We start from the raw sequence: 21,817 nt of genomic DNA, 5'->3' as shown, positions 1-21,817 counted from the left end.
GCCTCAGGCCGCCGCTCGGGCTGTGCCGGGCAGCGGCGGGCCGCGCCGGGGCACCCCGGGAGGTCATGCCTGGGCTCACCGGAAGGTCATGCCGGGAAGCGCCGGGAAGGAGCACGGCCCTCGTCAGTGCAGGGCGTGGGCGATCAGTTCCGCGACCGCGTCGGGGTCGATGTGATGGCCGGTGAGCAGGCAGATGCTCTCCTGATACAGCAGGACCGCGGCGAAGGTCGCGGCGGCGGCCTCCAGCCGGGCGGCGTCACCGCGCCCGCCCGGCAGGGCGAGCTCCAGGGCGAACCTGGCCCGGCGGATGATCTCGGCGTTGAGGCGGCTCAGGCGCTCACGCACGGACAGGTGGGTGTCGGCCTCCCGGAACAGGATCCGCCGCATCGCGGGGGACGCGCGCAGCGGCAGCCTGCGGGCGAGCCGCGACAGCGCGCCGGCCGCGTCGCCGGGGACCGCCTCGGCCTCCTCCTCGACCTCCTCTTCGACCACCACGGTGCGCTCGTCCACCAGCGAGATCAGTACGTCGATCTTGCGGGGGAAGTAGTGGAAGACCAGGCCCTTGGGAACACCGGCGAGTTCGGCGATGCGCGCGGTCGGCGTGGCCTCGTAGCCGCCGCCCGCGAACAGTTCCTCGGCGGCGTCCAGGATGCGGGTGCGGGCGTCGCCGTCGGACGGCTGCTTCCCTCTCCGCGAGCGCGACCACGCCTTGGCGGTCTGGAGGGGGCTGTCCACGGACCGAACCATAACCAGAGTGGGCGCCCCAACACCATGACGCGAGGGACAGGGCAGGCATACGCCCCGCCGTGAGCCCCCGCGCCGGGTGGCGCAGTGCCGGGAGGCCGGGCGTAAGAGTGCGCCGGCCCCCGGCGGTGGTGGGAGGCACCGCCGGGGGCCGGCGACGTGTGGCCGGGAGCCGGCGTCAGTGGCCCGTGGCCTGCTCGGCGCCGATACCGGTGAGCGAGCGGACCTCGATCTCGGCGTACTTCGACGCGTTGTACTCCTTGCTCAGGATCGTGCCGAGGTAGCCGCACAGGAAGCCGATCGGGATCGAGAAGATGCCCGGGTTCGACAGCGGGATCAGGTGGAAGTCGGCGTCGGGGATCATCGCCGTCGGCGCGCCGGAGACGACCGGAGAGAAGATCACCAGCACCAGGGCGGAGACCAGGCCGCCGTAGATGGCCGAGACCGCGCCCGCCGTGTTGAACCTCTTCCAGAAGAGGCTGTAGAGGATCGCCGGCAGGTTGCCCGACGCGGCCACCGCGAAGGCCAGCGACACGAGGAACGCCACGTTGAGCGACTGGGCGAAGATGCTCAGCGCGATCGCGACCGCGCCGATCACGAACGCGGCGACGCGGGCGACCACGACCTCCTGGCGCTCGGTGGCGGTGCCCCGCCTGAACACGTGCGCGTACAGGTCGTGGGCGAAGCTGGAGGAGGACGCGAGGGTCAGGCCCGCGACCACCGCGAGGATCGTGGCGAACGCGACCGCCGCGATGACCGCCAGCAGGACGGTGCCGCCGACGTCGCCGAAGAGGTCCTGGCCCACCTTCTGGGCGAGCAGCGGGGCCGCCGTGTTGCCTGCCTTGTCGGCCGCGGCGATCGTCTTCGAGCCCACCAGGGCGGCGGCGCCGAAGCCGAGCACCAGCGTCAGCAGGTAGAACACGCCGATGATGCCGATGCCCCACAGCACCGACTTGCGGGCGTCCCTGGCGGTGGGCACCGTGTAGAAGCGGATGAGGACGTGCGGCAGGCCCGCCGTGCCGAGAACCAGGGCCAGGCCGAGGCTGATCAGGTCGATCTTGCCCCAGGTCCCCTGGGCGGCGGTTCCGTACTTGAGGCCCGCGTTGAGGAAGGCGTCGCCCTTGCCGCTCTGGGCGGCGGCGTCGCCGAGCAGCCCGGACAGGTTGAAGCCGAACTTCGCGAGCACGAACAGGGTGATCAGCGCGGCGCCGACCATCAGCATGACGGCCTTGACGATCTGCACCCAGGTGGTGCCCTTCATGCCGCCGAACACGACATAGATGATCATCAGCAGGCCGACCGCGATGATCGTCCAGATCTTGCCGGCGTCGGAGTGGACGCCGAGCAGCAGGCCGACGAGCGCGCCCGCGCCGACCATCTGCGCGAGCAGGTAGAAGATGCTGACGACGATCGTGGACACGCCCGCCGCCGTACGGACAGGGCGCGGCGACATCCGGAACGCCAGCACGTCGGCCATCGTGTACTTGCCGGAGTTGCGCATGAGCTCGGCGACGAGCAGCAGAGCCACCAGCCAGGCGACGAGGAAGCCGATCGAGTAGAGGAACCCGTCGTAGCCCGAGAGCGCGATGATGCCGGCGATGCCGAGGAACGACGCGGCCGACATGTAGTCGCCGCCGATCGCCAGGCCGTTCTGCAGGCCGCTGAACGACCGGCCGCCGGCGTAGAAGTCCGCCGCGCTCTTGGTGTTGCGGCTGGCCCAGAACGTGATCGCCAGCGTGAGGGCGACGAATACCAGGAACAGGATCGTGGACAGCGTCTCGTGACTCACTTGGCGCCCTCCCCGACCTCGTCGGCGCTCTTGGTCTCGTCGCGCAGCTCGTCGGCGATCGGGTCGAGCTTGGCCGCCGCGTGCCGCGAGTAGGCCCAGGCGATCAGGAACGTCGACACGAACTGCAGCACGCCGAAGACGAGGGCGACGTTGATGTTGCCGAACAACTTGGTGCCCATGAAGTCCCGGGCGAAGCCCGACAGCACCACGTAGAGCAGGTACCACACCAGGAAGGCGATGGTCATGGGGAAGGCCCAGGACCGGTAGCGACGGCGCAGCTCCTGGAACTGCTCACCCGCTTGTATACGTTCGTAGACCGATGGGTCGTGCTGGACGGTCACAAGATCTCCTTCAACAGTGATCTGGATCACTTCAACGTAGGAGCGCGCCGTGTCCGCCGACGAGTCCCGGGGGCCGCCGAGTCGCCCAGCCGTACCGCCCGCTCGTTCACATGGCGCATTCGTGCGACGAATGGTCGGTTGCACGCGCCGAGCGGTCACACACCGCATCGCTGAATCGCCGGGCCGCAGCGGAACGCCCGGCTACGGAAAAGGTCAGGCGCAGCGGAACACCCGGCTATACGAACACCGGGTGCACGAACAGGCCGGAACGGAACGCCCGGACACACGAACAGGCCGCAGCGGAACGCCCGGCTACATGAAACGCGGGCGCCAGTCGCCCCGGTCGACGTTCAGCGTCTCCGGCGTGTGCAGGCGGACCATCGTGCGCGCCACGCCGCGCGGCACCCGCGACGGCGTCAGCAGTGACACCACCACCATGACCGTGAACGACACGGGCACCGTCCAGGCCGCCGGCTCCGCCAGCAGCGACCCCGCCCATCCGGTGTGCGGGCCTCCGATGATCGTGATCACGACCGCCGCGCAGGCCAGCCCTCCGCCGGCGAGCAGCCCGGCCATCGCCCCCGCCGTCGTCAGCCTGCGCCACCAGATGCCGAGCACGAGCAGCGGGCAGAACGACGAGGCGGCGACGGCGAACGCCAGCCCCACCACGGTCGCCACCGGCAGCGACCGGGCCACGCCCGCCAGCGCGAACGGCGCAAGCACCGCGAGCACGGTCGCGACGCGGAAGGCGCGCACTCCGCCGCGCAGGATGTCCTGCGCGATCACCCCGGCGACCGACACCGTCAGCCCCGACGAGGTGGACAGGAAGGCCGCGAACGCTCCCGCGGTCACCAGCGCGGTCAGGAACTCGCCTACCGGACCCCCGACCAGCCGCCCCGGCAGCGCGATGACCACGGTGTCGCTCTCCGGCATGCCGTAGACGTGGCCGAGGTAGCCGTAGACCGCGGGCATCAGGTAGAAGGCGCCGAGCAGCGTCAGCACGACGAGCGTGGTGCGGCGGGCGGCCCGCCCGTCCGGGTTGGTGTAGAAGCGGACGAGCACGTGGGGCAGCCCCATCGTCCCGAGGAACGTCGCCAGGATCAGCGAGTACGTCTCGTAGAGGGGGTGATCGCGGCCGTGGAGCGGCAGCACCCACTCATCCCCCAGGGTGAGCCCGGGCCTTCCGTCCGACCACCAGGCCACCAGCATGAACGCCAGCGGCACCGCCAGCGCGGTCAGCTTCAGCCAGTACTGGAAGGCCTGGACGAACGTGATCGACCGCATGCCGCCCGACAGCACGTTGATGGCGACCACCACGGCCACCAGCAGGCTGCCCGTCCACGGCGGAGCCCCGGTGATCGTACGGAAGACCAGCCCGGCGCTCTGGAACTGCGGCATGAGGTAGAGCCAGCCGATCAGCACGACGAGCACGCTGGACAGCCGCCGCACCGCCATCGACTCCAGCCGCGCCTCGGCGAAGTCGGGCAGCGTGTAGGCCCCCGACCGCCGGAGCGGCGCCGACACCAGCACCAGCAGCACGAGGTAGCCGCCGGTCCAGCCGACCGGCAGCCACAGCATGTCCGCGCCGAAGGTGAGGATCAGCCCCGCGATGCCGAGGAAGGAGGCGGCCGACAGGTACTCCCCGCCGATGGCCGAGGCGTTCCACAGGGGCGAGACCGTGCGGGAGGCGACGTAGAAGTCCGACGTGGTGCGGGACACCCGGATGCCGAACGCGCCGACGAGGACGGTCGCTAGCATCACCAGGACGACCGCGGCGATCTGACTCACCGGCGCACCGTCCTCATCCCCGGACCGTCCTCCTGGAGCACCGTTCTCACTGGAGCACCGTCCTCACCGGCGCACCGTCCTCACCGAAGCACCGTCCTCACCGGCGCTCCACGAGGTCGGCGAAGTCGCGCTCGTTACGCTCGGCCTGCCGCACGTACAGCCAGGCCCCGACGACGAGCGCCGGGTAGATCAGCCCCGCGAGCACGACCCACGGCAGCGGCAGGCCGAACAGCTCGGCCGCGCGCAGCTCCGGGGCCAGCAAAAACAGCAGCGGCAGCCCTCCCACGACGCAGGCGAGCAGGCTGCACACGAACAGCGCCAGGCGGAACTGGGTCCGCACCAGGGAGCCCATGTAGACCTCGCCCAGGCGGGTCTGCTCGTCGATCTCCCGGGTGAGCGGGTGCCGCGGCCTGCGCGCCGCCGCCGTGCGCGGGCTGGTCACCACCACCCTGCGGGGCTTGCCGGTCGGCGCCGCCCCCTCGCCCTGGCCGCGCGGGCCGGTCGCCGCCGCCCTGCGGGGCTTGCCGGTCATCGCGCCCTCACCGTCCGCTCACCGGGTCTGGCCTCTGCGGGCCCGGCGGACCAGCAGGTCGCGCAGCTCCCGGGTGTGGCGGCGGCTCACCGGGATCTCGGTCTCCCCCACCCGCACCACGCACTTGCCCGAGTCGATGTGCAGCTCGTCGATGTGCTTGACCGCGACGAGGTGGCTGCGGTGCACGCGCAGGAACCCGGCCGACGCCCAGCGTTCCTCCAGCGTCGCCAGCGGGATGCGGACCAGATGGCTGCCGGTCGCCGTGTGCAGCCGCGCGTAGTCGCCCTGCGCCTCGACGTACCGCACCTCCGTGCTCGCCACGAACCGGGTGACGCCGCCCAGCTCGACCGGGATCGTGTCCGCCTGCGGCCCCTCCCCCGGCTCGCCCCGGCTGCCGCACACCCGGCGGATCGCCTCCGAAAGCCGCTCCGGCCGTACGGGCTTGAGCAGGTAGTCCTCGGCCTTCAGCTCGAAGGCGTCCACGGCGTGGTCCTCGTACGCCGTCACGAAAACGATCTTCGGTGGGCGGGTGAACTGGGTCAGCAGCCGGCCCAGCACCACTCCGTCGAGCCCGCGCATGCGGATGTCGAGGAAGACCGCGTCCACCGGCCTGCCGTCCGCGATGGCGCGGTCGAGCAGGCGGAGCGCCGCGGCCCCGTCGCGGGCGGTGAGCACGTCGCCGATGCGGGGATCCGCGCGCAGCAGGTAGGCGACGTCCTCCAGCGCGGGCTGCTCGTCGTCCACCGCCAGGACCCGCAGACCGCTCACGATCACCCCTTTCACCGACCGATCCCCTAGAGAGTGATGACCACACCGTCGGTAAGTCAACGCCTCGCGTTGTCACGAGACGGTGTCAGTGGAGGGAGACCCCGGGGTGGTATTTGGGGATCCGCACGGTGACCTTGGTGCCGGCGCCCTCGCCGGTCTCCACCACCAGGCCGTACTCGTCGCCGTAGACCTGGCGCAGCCGCTCGTCCACGTTGGCCACGCCGATCCCGCCCGCGCCCGAGCGGTCCTCCCCGGCGAGCACCCGGCGCAGCCGTTCGGGGTCCATGCCGACGCCGTCGTCCTCGACGGTGATGCCGCACTCCGCGCCCGCGTCCTCGGCGACGATCGTGATGCGGCCCACGCCCGGCTTGGCCTCCAGGCCGTGCCGTACGGCGTTCTCCACCAGCGGCTGCAGGCACAGGAACGGCACGGCCACGGGCAGCACCTCCGGCGCGATGCGCAGCGTGACCTGGAGCTGGTCGCCGAACCTGGCCCGTTCGAGCGTGAGGTAGCGGTCGATCGACCGTAGTTCCTCGGCGAGCGTGGTGAAGTCGCCGTGCCGCCGGAAGGAGTATCGGGTGAAGTCGGCGAACTCCAGCAGCAGTTCCCTGGCCCGCTCGGGGTCCGTGCGGACGAACGACGCGATGGTGGTCAGCGAGTTGTAGATGAAGTGGGGCGAGATCTGCGCCCGCAGCGCCCGGACCTCCGCCTCCATCAGCATGGTCCGGGAGCGGTCGAGCTCGGCCAGCTCCAGCTGGGAGTCGACCCACCGCGCGACCTCCTGCGCCGCCCGCACGAGCCCCGCCGAGGCGTGGTCGCCGTACGCCGCGAGCGAGCCGACGACGCGGTCGTCGGTGGTGAGCGGGACGACGACGGCGTGTCTGACCGGGCACTCGGGCCGGGCGCAGTCGAGCGCGAGCACCTGGGTGCGGCCGTCCTTCAGCGTCTCCGCCGCGTGCTCGAACGCCTCGGCCGCGTGGTGGTCGCCCACGCCGTCGTAGACGAGCAGCTCCTCGCCGTTGGTGACGGCGATGGCCGGGGAGCCGAGCAGCTCGCGCAGGTGCCGCGACGCCTTCAGCGCCCCGGCCTGGGTCAGCCCGGCGCGCAGCGGCGGCGCGGCCAGCGACGCGGTGTGCAGCGTCTCGAACGTCGCCCGCTCGGCGGGGCTGCTGCCGAGGTCGCGCCTGCCGCGCAGCACCCGCCACAGCACGACCGCCGGCACGGCGACGAGGACGGCGACGACGAGCGCGGTGACGACCGGTTCCACGCCGCCGCAGCCTACCCTCCGGAAGCCGGCAACCCGGCGTTGCTTCACGATCAGTGGCGGCCCCGAGGTACAGGTCGGCCCGCTGTGGACCTCACCTGTGGTCGCGGAGGAAGGCGGGGATATCAGCGCGGGTCGGGTAGTTCCGCAGGGGCGACGGCTCTGTCTGGAGGAACGCTGTGATGACGGCGGCGGCCCGCTCGTTGTTGTCGTCGAGGCCGTTCCACATGTGGTGTCCGACGCCGGGCATGTATTGCGTTCGCTCGATGCTGGGGTCGGCGGCGAGGACGGTGGTCTCCCATTGGCGTATCTGTGACGAGCATTCGGCGATCATCAGCATCGCGGGGGTGCGGGAGCGTTTCAGGTCGGAGGCGATGGAGGGTGAGTCCTTGATCGTCTGCATGATGCGGAGGCTCGCGGCGGCGCTGAAGGAGAAGTTCTCCGCGGTGTCCTCGGCAGGGATGCGGCCGGCGTCCTGCGCGCAGTAGGCGGAGGCGGTGTCGCTGCCGAGGTCGGCGGCCTTGAAGGCGTTGACGCCTTCGGCCTGCGTGATCAGGCTGGTGTCGGGCGGGAGGAGCCCGAGTTGGATGAGGCCGAGCGCGACGGCGTACCGGGGGACGCTCGTCGCCCGCGGTCCGGTCGGGGCCGGTGCGAGACCGCGCGCGGACGGTCGTCCCTGTTGCCCGCTGATCAGCGCGGTGGGGCCGTCCATGGGGCCGGGCTCGGCGATGATCGCCCGGTGCACGTGGATGGCGACGTCCGGGGTGGCCAGGGCCCGGGTGAGCACGACCGCGCCTGCGGAGAATCCGAGAACGTCGACCGGGCCCCTGTTCAGGCGATCGATGAAGGCGGCGAGGTCGCGTACGGACCTGGAGATCGTGTACTGCTCCATGGGCAGTAGGTCGCTGCGTCCGCCGCCGGGCTGCTCGTAGGCGTACACGTCGTAGCCCTGTCCGGCCAGGAGTCGAAGGAATCGGTGGTCGAGCACGGCGATGTTGCGGACGGGCCCTCCGTGGAGGTACACGAGCGGCGTGGGGTGCCGGAGGGCGCCGGCGGCGGGGGGATAGTGGTAGACCGCGACCCGGCTTCCCGTGCTCAGGCTCCAGTGCCTCGTCGCGACGAATGGCAGGTCGGGCGGATACTGCCGGGTCGTGGGGGCAGTGGGGACGCAGACCGACGCCGTGAGCGCAGCGGCGACGATCACCGGCGCGAAGGGCCACAGGCGACCCGGCCAGGTACGGCCGCGGCCTCGCCACAGTGCGGCGATGACTCCGGCGCCGAAGGCGGTCAGCCAGGCGGCAAGCCCGGCGCGCGCGCCGTCCGTCAGAACGATGAGGGCGAGGAACAGCCCGGCCAGCCCCACGACGGCGAGCACGGCGAGGATCAGGCGGCCGATGAGGCGGACGGGAACGGTGACAGGCATCGACAGTTTCCAAACGTTGTTTCAGAACGATGTTTGGAAAACTACCACCTCGGCTAGACTGGTCGTCGTGGGCAGGCCGAGAACGAACGACGACACGGTGAAGGACCGCCTCGTCGAGTCCGCGACCGAGATGTTCGCGACCCGTCCACGGGAGTCGATCACCATCCGCGCCTTGGCCGCTGCCGCCGGGACCGCGACCGCCGCGGTCTACTCACTGTTCGACGGCAAGGACGGGCTGATCGCCGAAGTGCGCAACAGGGCGGTCGCCGGGCTGTTCCGGGAACTGTCGGCGGTGGCGGCCTCCGATGACCCCCTCGCCGACCTCTATGCGCTGGCGGTCGCGTACCGGCGATGGGGGCGCGAGCACCGCCACCTCTACACGGTGTTGTTCGGCGGCGTGCAGAGCTTCGACCCGTCCGGCGAAGTGGGCGCCGCAGATCCCGTCAGGCCGCTCATCGAGGCGATAGACCGCGCTCTGTCGGTGTCCGCGCTCTCAGGCGACGCGACCTCCATCGCGCTGTCACTATGGGTGACTTTGCACGGGTTGGTGACTCTCGAACTGGCCGGGGCCCTCGACGCCGCCACGGCCGAGACCACGTTCCGCTCGACGGTCCCCGCCGTGCTGCGTGGCTGGGCGGCTTGACCTCGCAGCATCCGCCTACGCGGTGCTCTCTGCCTGTCTTGCGCTTGACAGAGCTACGCGGACGTGGCCCGGCGGGGAAGGTTCGCGGCTTTCGCCGATGGTGATGCTCCCGGTCCCGGGAGAGGCATACAAGAAGTGCCGGCAGATCCTCGTCTACCTGGCGGGTGTCGTGTGGACGAAGGCGGCGACGGCCTCGCCGAGCTCGCGACCGGCGTCCTCCTGCAGGAAGTGGCCGGCGCCCGCGATGACGGGGTGGTCGAGCCCGGCCGCGCCGCGCATGGACTTCTTCAGGATCGGCGCCATCCCGCCGGTGATGGGGTCGCGGTCGGAGAACGCGACGAGGAACGGCAGGTCGAGGGAGACGAGGGTCTGCCAGGCGGCGCGGTTGGCGGGAGTGGCCGGGTCGCCGGGGGTGATCGGCACCAGGCCCGGCATCGCCCGCGGCCCCGCCTTGAACTCCTCCGAGGGGAACGGCGCGTCGTAGGCCCGCCGTACGGGCTCGGGCAGCTCGGTGACGCATCCCGACTGGATGAACCGGGCGATGTCGAGCACGGGCGCCTCCTCGACGGCCGCCCGGAAGCGGTGCCACACCTCGGGCATCGGGAAGTCGCCGGTCGGCAGGCCGGTGTTGGCGGCGACGACCCGGGCGAAGCGGTCCGGATGCTCGGCGACGAGCCGCAGCCCGATCAGGCCGCCCCAGTCCTGGCCGACCAGCGTCGCGCCGCGCAGGCCGAGCGCGTCGAAGGCGAGCGATCGCACCCACTCCACGTGCCGGGCGTACGTGTGGTCCTCCGGACGGGACGGCTTGTCCGACCGGCCGAAACCCACCAGATCAGGGGCGACGGCACGGCAGCCCGCCTCGGCCAGCACGGCCATCACGTGCCGGTAGAGGAACGACCAGCTCGGCTCCCCGTGCAGCAGCAGCACCGGCGGGCCGTCCGCCGGGCCCGCCTCGACGTACGCCATGCGGGCGCCACCGGTCACCTCGGCGTAGCGGGGTTCGAAGGGGAAGCCGGGCAGGTCGGCGAAGCGCTCGTCGGGAGTGCGGAGGAAGTCCATGCGGGTGCCTTTACGTTGTAGATTCACAGCGGAGGTTCGTTCAACGCGGCGCGGATGCGGGCGGCGTAGTTTTCGATCTCGGCGTCGCCGTCGTATCTGACCCGGGGCCAGAAGAAGCCGCGCAGGCCGTCCTTGCGGTTGCGCGGCACGACGTGGACGTGCAGGTGGGGCACGCTCTGGCTGATCCGGTTGTTCACCGCGACGAACGTGCCGGCCGCGCCGGTGCCGGCCTCGACCGCCCGCGCGACGGCCTGGACCCGGGCGAAGAACGGCCCGACCTCCTCCGCCGGGAGGTCGGGCAGGGTCTCGACGTGATCGCGCGGCACGACGAGCACGTGCCCCTTGAACACCGGCCGGGTGTCGAGGAAGGCCGCCGCCACCTCGTCGTCCAGCACCACGCGGGCGGGCCGCTCCCCCGCCGCGATCTCGCAGAACACGCAGCCGTCCACGGTCACCAGCCGAGCGTGGCGTCGCCCTCGACGAGGGCCTTGGCGATGATCAGCCGCTGCACGTCGTTGGTGCCCTCCCCGATCGCCATGAGCGGCGCGTCCCGGTAGAGACGCTCGACCACGAACTCCTGCGAGTAGCCGTACCCGCCGTGGATCCGCATCGCCTCCATCGTCGTCCTGAGCGCCGTCTCCGAGGCGAAGTACTTCGCCATCGCGGCCTCGCTGCGCACCGGCCCCGCCTCCGACCGCACGGCGGCCCAGTACGTCATGAGCCTGGCCGCCTGGATATCGGTCGCCATGTCGGCCAGCTTGAGCTGGATCGCCTGGAAGCCGGCGATCGGCTGCCCGAACGCGTGCCGTTCCCGGGCGTAGCCCAGGGCCGCCTCGTAGGCGCACTGGGCGACGCCGACGGCCCGGGCGGCGATGTTGAGGCGGCCGAGTTCGAGCGCCGACAGCACCTGCTGCATGCCGCGCCCCTCGGAGCCGCCGAGCAGCCGCGACGCCGGCACGCGCACGCCGTCGAGGACGACCTCGCACGTCTCGGTGCCCTTGTAGCCCAGCTTGGGCAGGTCGCGGCTGACGGTCAGGCCCTCACTGGCGGCGTCCACCAGCAGCACCGACATCCCGCGGTGGGCGGGCGTCTCGATCGAGGTCTTCACCAGGACGGGCAGCGGGTCGGCGTGCCGCGCGTTGGTGATCCACGTCTTGGTCCCGGTGACGACGTAGTGGTCGCCGTCGCGGACCGCCCGGGTGACGATGCCCTGCAGGTCGGTGCCCGCGCCCGGCTCGGTCAGCGCGATCCCGGTGCGGCGGGCGCCGGTGGCCAGGTCCGGCAGGTAGTGGCGGCGCTGCTCGTCGGTGCCGTATGCGGCGATCATCCAGGTGGACAGGGAGTGGGAGCCGAGGATCCCGGCTACGCCCATCCAGCCCCGGGCGATCTCCTCGAAGACGAGGGCGAACGACACCCGGTCGAGGTCGAGCCCGCCGTACTCTTCCGGGACCGTGATGCCGAACAGCCCCAGCTGCGCGAACCGCCGGACGATCTCCTCCGGATAGCGGCCGCTGCGCTCCCACTCCGGCGCGACGGGGACGATCTCCTTGTCCACGAACTCCCGCAGCGTCTGCCGGAACAGCCGCTGCTCCTCGTTCAGCTCGAAGTCCACTACGCCTCCATCGGCCCGGTCTTGGCACGCGGGAAGTACCCCTTGTCGTGTGGCGCGTCCCGCTTGTAGACCATCACCGCGCGCCGCCAGGACATCACCTCGTCCCCGTCCTGGTTGAGGCCCCGGGTGCGGCAGGTGACGATGCCCGCGTACGGCCGGGACCGCGACTCGCGCCTGTCCACCACGATCGACTCGGCGTACAGCGTGTCGCCGACGAAGACCGGATGGGTCAGCCGGATCTCGTCCCAGCCGAGGTTCATCATGGCCGTCTGGCTGACGTCGATGACCGACAGCCCGAGCACGATCGCCACCGAGAGCCCAGAGTTCACGATGATCTTCCCGACCGGAGCCCGGGCGGCGAAGTGCGCGTTGAAGTGGTTCTGGTTGGTGTTCATCGTCAGCAGCGTGAACCAGGTGTTGTCGGCCTCGCTGATCGTCCGGCCGAGCGGGTGCTGGTAGACGTCGCCGACCACGAAGTCCTCGTAGTAGCGCCCGAGGTGGGCTTCATGGACCGTCACACCAGAATACTATTCTGGATCAGCTCCGGGCGGGGTCTTCACGCCGGGTCGCGGGAGCCTCGCTCAGGCCCGCCTCGGGCTCGGGGGTTTCCGGGGGATCACGGGGGATCACGGGGGATCACGGGGGCCGGCGTACGGCTCCGCGGCGGACTCGCAGCGGCCCCCACTCGTCCTCGAGCCCGGGCTCGGTCATCGGGCTTGTCCTCGGGCCCGGGCTCGGGCCGGGCTAGGGCTCGGTCATCGGGCTTGTCCTCGGGCCCGGGCTCGGGCCGGGCTAGGGCTCGGTCATCGGTGCGCGAGCCTCCGCATGAGCGCGCGGCGTGACCGCAGCGGCATCCGGCGACCGCCGGACATGCGGGACCGGCCGAACAGGCCGCGGATGCCCGTCCCGCCGAACATGCTCTCGCGGCCGAGCGTTCTCTTGCCGCCGAACAGACCCTTCCCGCCGGACACACCCTTGCGGCCGAACAGACCCTTCCCACCGGACACACCCCTGCGGCCGAAGGCGCCGCCCTTGCCGCCGAGCGGGCCGATGCCGCCGAACCTGCTCTTGGCGCCGAGACCGCTCTTGACGCCGGACATCCGGAAGCCGGACATCCGAGATCCGCCGCGCGTCCTGCCGATCCTGCCGGACATGCCGAGCATCCCCCTGCCCATGCGGGCCCCACCGGTGCCGCGCGTCCTCGACATGCCCCCCGCGCCGGAGACCGCCGGCTTCCGCTGGAACACGCTCGACGCTCCGGGCCTCGTCGTACGGCCCTGGCCCCGGGTGAACCGGCGCAGCAGCAGCAGCGCGGTGCCCGCGGCTCCGGCGGCGGCGATCAGGCCGGGACGGCTCTTCGCCTGCTCGCCGACCCTGCCCGCGGCTCCGCGCAGCGGCTGCGGCGCGGCCTCGCGCACCCGCCCGGTGACACCGGCCACCCTGGCCCGTGCGGCCGCGGTGGTCGCGTGCACGCGTTCCTGCGCCCGCGCCTTCACGTCGGCCTTGGCGGCAAGGGCCTCGATCGTGTCACCGAGGTGGTCGCGGGTCCGCTCGATCTCCTGGCGGACCTCGGCGATCTCGTCGTGCCCCTTCTTCTCGTGTCCGCCTCTGGTCTCGGTGTCCCGGGCCGCGGCGACTGGCTCGGGGCCGGGCCGCGACTGCCGTACGGCGTTCAGCGACTCCGGCTCGGTGACCGGATCGGACACGTCCTGTCTGTGCACACCCACGGCACCGGCGTTCGGCCGGGCCGCTCCGGGGTCGGTCTCGGTCATCTGCGCGCACTCTCCTTCATGACGTCGATGTCTGCTTTGAGGCTGCGCATCGCCTCGTCGGGAGTGGGCGGCGCCGCACGGGACACCTGCTCCTTGCCCACCAGGGCGAGCAGTCCGGCGAGCGCCAGCAGCGCGGCGCCGATGATCAGGGCACTGGCCCAGGCCGGCAGCACGAGCGCGAGCGCCAGGATCGCGGTGGCCACGAGGGCTCCTCCGCCGTAGAACGCGATGAGTCCCGCGGCGCCGAGCAGGCCCGCGCCCATGCCTGCGCGTTTGCCCTTACGAGTCATCTCCAGCCGCGCCAGCCGCAGTTCGTCGCGGATCAGCCGGGAGACGTCCTCGGACAGACGGCGGACGAGTTCGCCTGTGGACGGCGACTCCTTCTGGATGGTCATGGCCTGCCTCCCTTCCAGGGTTGGGAAGCGCCTACCCGCAGCCGAGAGCCCTAACCACGGGCCCCGGCGGGGTGAACGGCCAGGCTGTTACACGTGAAAGTTTCAGTCATGTATCAGCGCCACGTCCGCCAGAGGCGGGCAAAAGGCCAGCAAGGGGCCCCGGCTCACCGGCCGGGAGAGTCACCGCGTGAGGCGTCGGCAACCCGTCATTGACATACCGGGGGCCCAATCCACAATCCTGAGGTGGGAGCGCTCCCATCGTATCGGTCCAGATCCACCCTTGCCCGCATCGGTCGCGAAATCCACTACCTGGCATTTCTCCATCCGATGCTCCCACCCCCAATCCCCTTTGGAGACCCTCCTCAAATGCGAACGAGAGCTCTGAGTACGGGAGCGCTCCCACGATCGCGGAGACGACTCGCCCTGCTGGCGGCCGCCTCCGTGTCGGGCGGCCTCCTCGTCGGACTGGCGCAGACTCCTGCGTCCGCCGCCGTCTCCTGCGACGTCCAGTACGCGCTCAACTCCTGGGGTTCCGGATCAGGCGGTTTCACGGTCAGCCTGGACATCAAGAACCTCGGCGACCCGATCAACAACTGGACGCTCAGGTTCAACTTCCCGAACGGGCAGAGCCTGTCGAACGGCTGGTCCGCGAACTGGAGCCAGAGCGGCTCCACCGTCACGGGCACGAGCATGTCCTGGAACGGGAACCTCGGCACCGGCGCGACGACCAACGTCGGGTTCCAGGGAACGTGGTCCGGCAGCAACAACAAGCCCTCCTCGTTCTCCATCAACGGCGTGACCTGTGGGGCGACCGTCAGTCCCTCACCGAGCCCCTCGCCTAGCCGATCGCCCAGCCCCTCCCCGAGCCCGTCGGCCAGCCCGTCGGCCAGCCCGTCCGCGTCGCCGTCGGCCTCGCCCTCCGCCTCTCCCTCGGCGTCGCCGTCCGCGTCGCCGTCGCCGTCGGCGAGCCCCTCGCCGGGGACCAACGAGTACATCAACAACTTCATGACGATGTACAACAAGATCCACGACCCGGCCAACGGGTACTTCTCGCCCCAGGGCGTGCCGTACCACTCGGTCGAGACGCTGCTCGTGGAGGCTCCCGACCAGGGCCACGAGACGACGTCCGAGGCGTTCAGCTACTACCTGTGGCTGGAGGCGATGTACGGCAAGATCAGCGGGGACTGGTCGAAGTTCAACACCGCGTGGACGACGATGGAGAAGTACATCATCCCGTCGCACAACGACCAGCCCACCAACGACAAGTACGACGCCAGCAAGCCGGCGACGTACGCCGGTGAGTGGAACGCCATCAACCAGTACCCGTCAAGGCTCGACAGCGGCGTCAGCGTCGGCACCGACCCGATCGCCGGTGAGCTGAAGAGCGCGTACGGCACCTCCGACATCTACGGCATGCACTGGCTGCTGGACGTCGACAACACCTACGGCTTCGGCCGCTGCGGCGACGGCACCACCAAGCCGGCCTACATCAACACCTACCAGCGCGGGCCCGAGGAGTCGGTCTTCGAGACCATCCCGCAGCCGTCGTGCGACACCTTCGCGTTCGGCGGCCCGAACGGGTTCCTCGACCTGTTCACGGGTGACGCGTCGTACGCGAAGCAGTGGAAGTACACCAACGCGCCGGACGCCGACGCCCGCGCCGTCCAGGCCGCCTACTGGGCGCTGACCTGGGCGACCGAGCAGGGCAAGCAGTCGCAGATCTCCACCTCGGTGTCCAACGCCGCCAAGATGGGCGACTACCTGCGCTACGCGATGTACGACAAGTACTTCAAGCAGCCGGGCTGCACCAGCACCTCCTGCGCGGCGGGCACCGGCAAGAACGCGTCGAACTACCTGCTGTCCTGGTACTACGCCTGGGGCGGCGCGACCGACACGTCGGCCGGCTGGGCCTGGCGCATCGGCTCCAGCCACAACCACGGCGGCTACCAGAACCCGATGGCGGCCTGGGCGCTGTCGAACGTCAACGCGCTGAAGCCGAAGGGCTCCACCGCCGTCAGCGACTGGTCGACCAGCCTCACCCGGCAGATCCAGTTCTACAAGTGGCTGCAGTCGGCCGAGGGCGCCATCGCCGGTGGCGCGACCAACAGCTGGGAGGGCCACTACGCCGCTCCGCCGTCGAGCCTGCCGAAGTTCTTCGGCATGGCCTATGACTGGGAGCCGGTTTACCACGACCCGCCGTCGAACCAGTGGTTCGGCTTCCAGGCGTGGTCGATGGAGCGCGTGGCGGAGTACTACTACGCCACGGGCAACGCCGACGCCAAGACGGTGCTCGACAAGTGGGTCTCCTGGGCCCTGTCCGGCACCACGGTGAACTCCGACGGCACCTTCCAGATCCCGTCGACGCTGCACTGGACCGGCCAGCCCGACGCCAGCTTCAGCGGCACCGGGATGCCGTCGGCCAACACCGGCCTGCACGTGACCATCGCCGACTACACCGACGACATCGGCGTGGCCGGCTCCTACGCCAAGACGCTGATGTTCTACGCGGCCAAGTCGGGCAACGCCCAGGCCAAGAGCACGGCCAAGGCGCTGCTGGACGGCATCTGGAAGAACAACCAGGACTCCAAGGGCGTGTCGGTCGCCGAGACCAAGACGGACTACAACCGCCTCGACGACCCGATCTACGTCCCGTCCGGCTGGACCGGCAAGATGCCGAACGGCGACACGATCAACAGCAACTCGACCTTCATCTCCATCCGGTCCTGGTACAAGAACGACCCGGACTGGTCGAAGGTCCAGTCCTACCTGAACGGTGGATCGGCTCCGGTCTTCCACTACCACCGCTTCTGGGCGCAGACCGACGTGGCCACCGCGCTCGGACAGTACGGCCTGCTCTTCCCCAACGGCTGAGCACGCCCCGTAAGCCGGGGTGCGGTGTCGCCTGACCCTTCACCGCACCCCCAGGGAAGTGTCCCTGCGGACACGACCGAGTAAGCCGGGGTGCGGCGGCGCCTGACCCGTCGCCGCACCCTCGACCCCCCCACCCATGTGAGGCACATCTTCATGCGGCGTACGTTCCCGGCACTGGCGGCGCTGATCATCTCCACCGCGGTCGTCCCGGCCGCGGTTCCCATGTCGGCATCCGCGGCCCCGTCGTTCAACTACGGCGAGGCGTTACAGAAGTCGCTCTTCTTCTACGAGGCCCAGCAGTCCGGCAAGCTGCCGTCCACCAACCGCGTCACCTGGCGCGGCGACTCGGCGCTCAACGACGGCAAGGACGTCGGCCTGGATCTGACCGGCGGCTGGTACGACGCCGGCGACCACGTCAAGTTCGGCCTGCCGATGGCGTTCAGCACGACCATGCTCGCGTGGGGCGCGGTGGACTACCGCGACGCCTACACCTCGTCCGGGCAGCTCACCTACCTGCTGAACAGCCTGCGCTTCGTCAACGACTACTTCATCAAGGCGCACCCCTCCGCCAACGTCCTGTACGGCCAGGTCGGCAGCGGCAACCCCGACCACGCCTGGTGGGGGGCGGCCGAGGTGCTGCCGATGAACAGGCCCTCGTACAAGATCGACTCCTCGTGCGGCGGAGCCGACCTGGCCGGTGAGACGGCGGCCGCGATGGCGGCCTCCTCGATCGTCTTCCGGCCCACCGACGCGTCGTACGCCGACAAGCTCCTGACCCACGCCAAGCAGCTGTACTCCTTCGCCGACACCGTGCGGGGCAAGTACAGCGACTGCATCACCGACGCGGCCAACTTCTACAAGTCCTGGAGCGGCTACAACGACGAGCTGGTGTGGGGCGCCATCTGGCTCTACCGCGCCACCCAGGACTCCTCCTACCTCGCCAAGGCCGAGTCGTACTACGCCAACCTGGGCACCGAGCCGCAGTCGAGCACCAAGTCGTACAAGTGGACGATCGCCTGGGACGACAAGTCGTACGGCTCCTACGTGCTGCTGGCCAAGCTGACCGGCAAGCAGCAGTACGCCGACGACGCGAACCGGTGGCTCGACTGGTGGACGGTCGGCGTCAACGGGCAGAGGGTGAACTACTCCCCCGGCGGCCAGGCCGTGCTCGACTCGTGGGGCTCGCTCCGCTACGCCGCCAACACCGCGTTCGTCGCGCTCGACTACAGCGACTGGCTGACCGACACCACCCGCAAGGCCCGCTACCACGACTTCGGCGTGCGGCAGATCAACTACGCGCTCGGCGACAACCCGCGCAAGTCGTCGTACGAGATCGGCTTCGGGACCAACCCGCCGCGCAACCCGCACCACCGCACCGCGCACGGCACCTGGACGAACAACCTGAACGGCGAGCCGGAGCAGAGCCGGCACATCCTGTACGGCGCGCTGGTCGGCGGCCCCAAGTCGGCCGACGACTCCTACACCGACAGCCGGGCCGACTACACGATGAACGAGGTCGCCACCGACTACAACGCCGGCTTCACCAGCGCGCTGGTGCGGCTGTACAAGGAGTACGGCGGGACGCCGCTGGCGAACTTCCCGGTCGCGGAGACCCCCGACGGCCCGGAGATCTACCTCCAGGCGGCGCTCAACGCCACCGGCCAGAACTTCACCGAGATCAAGACGATGGTCTACAACCACTCGGCCTGGCCCGCCCGCGCGCTGACCGACGGGTCGTTCCGCTACTACTTCACCCTCGACGGCACCACCACGCCGAGCCAGATCACGCTGACGGCCAACTACAACCAGTGCAAGCCGCCGACCGGCCCGACGCAGTTCTCCGGCAAGGTCTACTACGTCACCATCGACTGCTCCGGCCAGGTCATCGCGCCGCAGGGGCAGTCGGAGTCGCGGCGTGAGGTGCAGTTCCGCATCGCCAGCTCGGGTTCGTGGGACCCGTCGAACGACTGGTCGTACACCGGGATCTCCACCACGCCGTCCACGCCGGTGACGGTGCAGAACATGACGCTCTACTCGGGGTCCACCAAGATCTGGGGCAACGCGCCGGGCGCCGAACCGTCCCCGTCGCCCAGCCCCTCGGTCTCCCCGTCCCCGTCCCCGTCTCCGTCTCCGTCTCCGTCGGCGTCCCCGTCGGCCAGCCCCTCGGCGTCGCCTTCCCCGTCGCCTTCCCCGTCCCCGTCCCCGTCGCCGTCCCCCAGCCCGTCCGTCTCCCCGTCGCCGTCCCCGTCGCCGTCCCCGGTGACCGGCAAGGCGTGCACCGCGACGTACACGATCACCAACGCGTGGCAGGGCGGCTTCCAGGCGGACGTCACCGTACGCAACTCCGGCGCCTCGGCCGTCTCCGGCTGGAGGGTGGCCTGGTCGTTCCCGAACGGCCAGACCATCTCCCAGCTGTGGAGCGGCACGGTCAGCCAGAGCGGGTCGAACGTGACGGTGCAGAACCTGTCCTGGAACGGCAACCTGAGCGCCGGCGCCACCACGAGCTTCGGCTTCACCGGCACCGGCTCGGGCACCGTCCCGTCGTCCGTCACCTGCACCGCCGCGTAGTCCGCTTTCCCGGGCTCGCCCCCGTCCGCCCGCCTTCCCCAGACGGACCCCTCCCTGGGGAAGGCGGGTATCCACGTCAGCGCCGAGAAGGGGAGAGATCATGATCAGACGGACGATCGCCACGGCTGCCCTGGTCGTGGCGGCCGCGGGGATCACGGCCGCTCCGGCCGCTGCGGACTCGCTCGGCTGCACGGCGACCTACACGATCACCACTGTGTGGGGTGGTTCGCAGAGCCACGGCGCGCTCGCCCAGGTGACCGTGCTCAACAGCGGGTCGTCGGCGATCAAGGGCTGGCGCGTGTCGTTGCGTTACACCGACGGCACCGTCGTCACCCAGGTCGGAGGAGCCGTGCCGCTCCCGGTGATCGGCCTGCCGGGCTTCTACGCGTTCGGCAACGAGAGCTACAACGGCGACATCCCGATGGGCGGCTCGACCACCTTCGGCCTCATGACCAGCGGGGGCGGCGGCGGCAGAGCTCCCAGCGTCACCTGCACGCCCGCCTGACGCCCACCGCGGCAGTCAGCGGCCCACACCGGACACCGACGATCCCCCGGGACACACTCCCGGGGGATCGTCGTCTTCCGTTATCCCAATCGGACGCAACAGAACGTGTCACACCGTGACATGCCGGATCACCACGACTCGGGAGGCAGGTTCACGTCGCCGACACGGTCGTAGATGACGGTCTCGTCCGCCAGCCTGACGACCACAACGCGGCGGGCGAGCCCCGCTCGCTCCAGCGCCTTCGCCGACTCCACGGCGTTCTTGGCATAGTGGTATCGGTCACGGCTACCGGTGAACGGGCTCTCCCTGTCACACCTGACCTCGTAGCGGTCATCCGGCCAAGGGTGGATGAGCCCCTCGGCAGTGCGGCGCTCGGTAGCGGTCGCGGTCATTGCACACCTCTCTAGTCACGGAGGGACCTCCGCTCAGAAAGACCCCCCCTGCCCCCCCAGCGCCCAAGTATTGCTCATATGCAACATTTGTTTCACAGCACCCCCTCGAACAGAGGGCCGAGGACATCAGCACGTGACACGGCGAAGCGCGGGACGCACGGCATGGCCCCCGACACCATGCGCGGCGTCTCACCGGGCGAGCGCGTGCTTGAGCCGCGTGGCGGCGGCCACGGCGGGCCACAGGCGGGTTGCCAGGTTCCTGGCGAGGATGCCGCCTCGCGTCGCGGGGACCAGGAGTGCCGACGCCTGCCCGGCGTTCCGCTGCTTGGGGTCGGCCAGGCGCCGGTGCGTCGCCTCGTACCGGCGGAAGGCCGCCCCGGGATCGGCGGTGCCGGCCAGCGCCTCGGCGAGGGTGAACGCCCCCGCCATCGCCAGGGTGGACCCGTCGCCGAACAGCGACATGCAGGAGGCGGCGTCGCCGAGGAGCGCGACGCGTCCCTTCCACCAGCGGGGCAGGCGCACCTGGCTGACGGAGTCGAAGTAGAGGTCGTCGGTGACGCTCACCCGTTCGAGCAGTTCCGGCGCCCGCCAGGACACGCCCGCGAAGGCCTCGGTCAGCATCCGCTTGTGCTGTTCGGTGTCGCGGTGGTCGAACCCCGGCATCGCCGGGCTCCGGTAGAGGAAGAACGCGCCCGGGGACGTGGGATGGACGGCGACCGCCCTGCCGGGGACGTTGTGCATGAGGATGTCCCGCCCGGCCTCGGCGGCCCCGCCGCCGAGCGGCGTCGTCGCGACGTACAGGCCCATGTGGCGCACGAGGTCGCTCTGCGGCCCCCCCGTCTCCTGGCCGAACGTCAGGCGCCGCGTCACCGAGTGCAGGCCGTCGGCTCCGATCACCAGGTCGAAGCGGCGGGGGGCGGCGTGCTCGAAGGTGACGTCCACCCCGTGCCCGTCCTGGGTGAGCGTGGTGATGGAGTCGTCGAAGCGGAAATCGACGTGGCCGCGACTCGCCTCGTGAAGGATCGACGCGAGGTCGCCACGCGGCACCTCGACCTCGTCCGGCCGCTGCACGGCGCGCATGTCCATGCGGCCGACCCGCCTGCCCGCCGCGTCGACGAAGCTGACCCCGGTCGTGCCGGTGGCGGCCCGGCGCAGCCGGGGCAGGACACCCATCCGTTCCGCCACCGTGACCGCCGGTCCCCTGACGTCCACCGGGTTGCCGCTGGACCGGGGCTCTCCCCCGCGTTCCACGACCGTGACCCGGAATCCGTGCCTGGCCAGCCAGTAGGCCAGGGTCGGCCCCGCTATCCCTGCCCCTGAGATGAGCACCGTGCTCATGACGCACCCCCTA

General features: G+C 70.6%; 20 protein-coding genes. 4 read left to right on the top strand and 16 right to left on the bottom strand.

The annotated features are described in order from the left end of the window. Positions 1–123 precede the first annotated feature (123 nt). The 8 genes from ACGFIB_RS12540 to ACGFIB_RS12505 all read right to left on the bottom strand — a co-directional run bounded on the left by ACGFIB_RS12540 (position 124) and on the right by ACGFIB_RS12505 (position 8,649). Positions 124–735 (bottom strand): TetR/AcrR family transcriptional regulator, encoded by a 612-nt coding sequence (locus ACGFIB_RS12540; protein WP_357244152.1) that lies wholly within the window; start codon positions 733–735, stop codon positions 124–126. Between the two features lie 187 nt (positions 736–922). Further along, the gene (locus ACGFIB_RS12535; RefSeq protein ID WP_142570325.1) at positions 923–2,533 is read right to left on the bottom strand and encodes a solute symporter family protein; all 1,611 of its coding nucleotides are present in this window, start codon (positions 2,531–2,533) and stop codon (positions 923–925) included. Next, a complete protein-coding gene (locus ACGFIB_RS12530; RefSeq protein ID WP_142570322.1) occupies positions 2,530–2,874 on the bottom strand; it encodes a DUF485 domain-containing protein in 345 nt (114 codons plus the stop codon). The genes ACGFIB_RS12535 and ACGFIB_RS12530 overlap by 4 nt, the downstream gene beginning before the upstream one ends. A gap of 312 nt (positions 2,875–3,186) precedes the next feature. After that, the gene (locus tag ACGFIB_RS12525) at positions 3,187–4,662 is read right to left on the bottom strand and encodes a sodium/solute symporter (protein WP_357244156.1); all 1,476 of its coding nucleotides are present in this window, start codon (positions 4,660–4,662) and stop codon (positions 3,187–3,189) included. A gap of 97 nt (positions 4,663–4,759) precedes the next feature. Continuing rightward, positions 4,760–5,194 (bottom strand): DUF485 domain-containing protein, encoded by a 435-nt coding sequence (locus ACGFIB_RS12520; protein WP_223853266.1) that lies wholly within the window; start codon positions 5,192–5,194, stop codon positions 4,760–4,762. An 18-nt stretch (positions 5,195–5,212) separates the two neighbouring features. Continuing rightward, positions 5,213–5,962, bottom strand: coding sequence for a LytR/AlgR family response regulator transcription factor (locus ACGFIB_RS12515; protein ID WP_142570630.1), 750 nt, complete (start codon positions 5,960–5,962; stop codon positions 5,213–5,215). A gap of 85 nt (positions 5,963–6,047) precedes the next feature. Then, the gene (locus ACGFIB_RS12510; protein ID WP_142570320.1) at positions 6,048–7,229 is read right to left on the bottom strand and encodes a sensor histidine kinase; all 1,182 of its coding nucleotides are present in this window, start codon (positions 7,227–7,229) and stop codon (positions 6,048–6,050) included. 91 nt (positions 7,230–7,320) lie between these two features. Then, positions 7,321–8,649 (bottom strand): alpha/beta hydrolase, encoded by a 1,329-nt coding sequence (locus tag ACGFIB_RS12505; RefSeq protein WP_393371139.1) that lies wholly within the window; start codon positions 8,647–8,649, stop codon positions 7,321–7,323. Positions 8,650–8,716: 67 nt separating this feature from the next. On the opposite strand from ACGFIB_RS12505, the gene ACGFIB_RS12500 reads away from it, so the two are divergent. After that, on the top strand, positions 8,717–9,292 hold the full coding sequence (locus tag ACGFIB_RS12500) for a TetR-like C-terminal domain-containing protein (protein ID WP_142570316.1): 576 nt from the start codon (positions 8,717–8,719) through the stop codon (positions 9,290–9,292). Between the two features lie 153 nt (positions 9,293–9,445). On the opposite strand, the gene ACGFIB_RS12495 is transcribed toward ACGFIB_RS12500, so the two are convergent. The 6 genes from ACGFIB_RS12495 to ACGFIB_RS12470 form a co-directional block, all read right to left on the bottom strand. Then, on the bottom strand, positions 9,446–10,351 hold the full coding sequence (locus tag ACGFIB_RS12495) for a haloalkane dehalogenase (protein ID WP_393371135.1): 906 nt from the start codon (positions 10,349–10,351) through the stop codon (positions 9,446–9,448). Positions 10,352–10,374: 23 nt separating this feature from the next. Then, on the bottom strand, positions 10,375–10,806 hold the full coding sequence (locus tag ACGFIB_RS12490; RefSeq protein WP_393371132.1) for an HIT family protein: 432 nt from the start codon (positions 10,804–10,806) through the stop codon (positions 10,375–10,377). After that, positions 10,803–11,963 (bottom strand): acyl-CoA dehydrogenase family protein, encoded by a 1,161-nt coding sequence (locus ACGFIB_RS12485; protein WP_357244173.1) that lies wholly within the window; start codon positions 11,961–11,963, stop codon positions 10,803–10,805. Before ACGFIB_RS12485 ends, ACGFIB_RS12490 begins: the two co-directional genes overlap by 4 nt. After that, positions 11,963–12,481, bottom strand: a complete 519-nt coding sequence (locus ACGFIB_RS12480) for a MaoC family dehydratase (RefSeq protein ID WP_191052201.1) — start codon at positions 12,479–12,481, stop codon at positions 11,963–11,965. The genes ACGFIB_RS12485 and ACGFIB_RS12480 overlap by 1 nt, the downstream gene beginning before the upstream one ends. A gap of 285 nt (positions 12,482–12,766) precedes the next feature. Continuing rightward, positions 12,767–13,735, bottom strand: a complete 969-nt coding sequence (locus tag ACGFIB_RS12475; RefSeq protein ID WP_393371128.1) for a DUF3618 domain-containing protein — start codon at positions 13,733–13,735, stop codon at positions 12,767–12,769. Next, positions 13,732–14,130, bottom strand: coding sequence for a phage holin family protein (locus ACGFIB_RS12470; RefSeq protein ID WP_142570306.1), 399 nt, complete (start codon positions 14,128–14,130; stop codon positions 13,732–13,734). The genes ACGFIB_RS12475 and ACGFIB_RS12470 overlap by 4 nt, the downstream gene beginning before the upstream one ends. Positions 14,131–14,571: 441 nt before the next feature. Here ACGFIB_RS12470 and ACGFIB_RS12465 point away from each other — a divergent pair, with 441 nt between their 5' ends. The 3 genes from ACGFIB_RS12465 (at position 14,572) to ACGFIB_RS12455 (ending at position 20,074) form a co-directional block, all read left to right on the top strand. Further along, a complete protein-coding gene (locus tag ACGFIB_RS12465; RefSeq protein WP_409348764.1) occupies positions 14,572–17,001 on the top strand; it encodes a glycoside hydrolase family 48 protein in 2,430 nt (809 codons plus the stop codon). A 153-nt stretch (positions 17,002–17,154) separates the two neighbouring features. Further along, positions 17,155–19,569, top strand: a complete 2,415-nt coding sequence (locus ACGFIB_RS12460) for a glycoside hydrolase family 9 protein (RefSeq protein WP_393371121.1) — start codon at positions 17,155–17,157, stop codon at positions 19,567–19,569. A gap of 100 nt (positions 19,570–19,669) precedes the next feature. Next, the gene (locus ACGFIB_RS12455; RefSeq protein ID WP_357244182.1) at positions 19,670–20,074 is read left to right on the top strand and encodes a cellulose binding domain-containing protein; all 405 of its coding nucleotides are present in this window, start codon (positions 19,670–19,672) and stop codon (positions 20,072–20,074) included. 128 nt (positions 20,075–20,202) lie between these two features. Here the strand turns inward: ACGFIB_RS12455 and ACGFIB_RS12450 are convergent, their stop codons facing one another. Continuing rightward, complete coding sequence (locus tag ACGFIB_RS12450; protein WP_142570298.1) at positions 20,203–20,466, bottom strand: hypothetical protein; 264 nt, start codon at positions 20,464–20,466, stop codon at positions 20,203–20,205. 189 nt (positions 20,467–20,655) lie between these two features. After that, complete coding sequence (locus ACGFIB_RS12445) at positions 20,656–21,804, bottom strand: FAD-dependent monooxygenase (RefSeq protein WP_357256651.1); 1,149 nt, start codon at positions 21,802–21,804, stop codon at positions 20,656–20,658. Positions 21,805–21,817: the final 13 nt, after the last annotated feature.

The organism is Microbispora bryophytorum, assembly GCF_043197435.1.
GTDB classification, from domain to species: Bacteria; Actinomycetota; Actinomycetes; order Streptosporangiales; family Streptosporangiaceae; genus Microbispora; species Microbispora bryophytorum.
Note: the sequence above shows the minus strand (reverse complement) of the source record. Positions and strands in the feature narration are given on the sequence as shown.

Coding starts and splice junctions, on each gene's coding strand:
- ACGFIB_RS12495 (WP_393371135.1), bottom strand. CDS start 10,351: ATGGACTTCCTCCGCACTCCCGACGAGCGCTTCGCCGACCTGCCCGGC.
- ACGFIB_RS12460 (WP_393371121.1), top strand. CDS start 17,155: ATGCGGCGTACGTTCCCGGCACTGGCGGCGCTGATCATCTCCACCGCG.
- ACGFIB_RS12450 (WP_142570298.1), bottom strand. CDS start 20,466: ATGACCGCGACCGCTACCGAGCGCCGCACTGCCGAGGGGCTCATCCAC.
- ACGFIB_RS12475 (WP_393371128.1), bottom strand. CDS start 13,735: ATGACCGAGACCGACCCCGGAGCGGCCCGGCCGAACGCCGGTGCCGTG.
- ACGFIB_RS12520 (WP_223853266.1), bottom strand. CDS start 5,194: ATGACCGGCAAGCCCCGCAGGGCGGCGGCGACCGGCCCGCGCGGCCAG.
- ACGFIB_RS12455 (WP_357244182.1), top strand. CDS start 19,670: ATGATCAGACGGACGATCGCCACGGCTGCCCTGGTCGTGGCGGCCGCG.
- ACGFIB_RS12470 (WP_142570306.1), bottom strand. CDS start 14,130: ATGACCATCCAGAAGGAGTCGCCGTCCACAGGCGAACTCGTCCGCCGT.
- ACGFIB_RS12505 (WP_393371139.1), bottom strand. CDS start 8,649: ATGCCTGTCACCGTTCCCGTCCGCCTCATCGGCCGCCTGATCCTCGCC.
- ACGFIB_RS12445 (WP_357256651.1), bottom strand. CDS start 21,804: ATGAGCACGGTGCTCATCTCAGGGGCAGGGATAGCGGGGCCGACCCTG.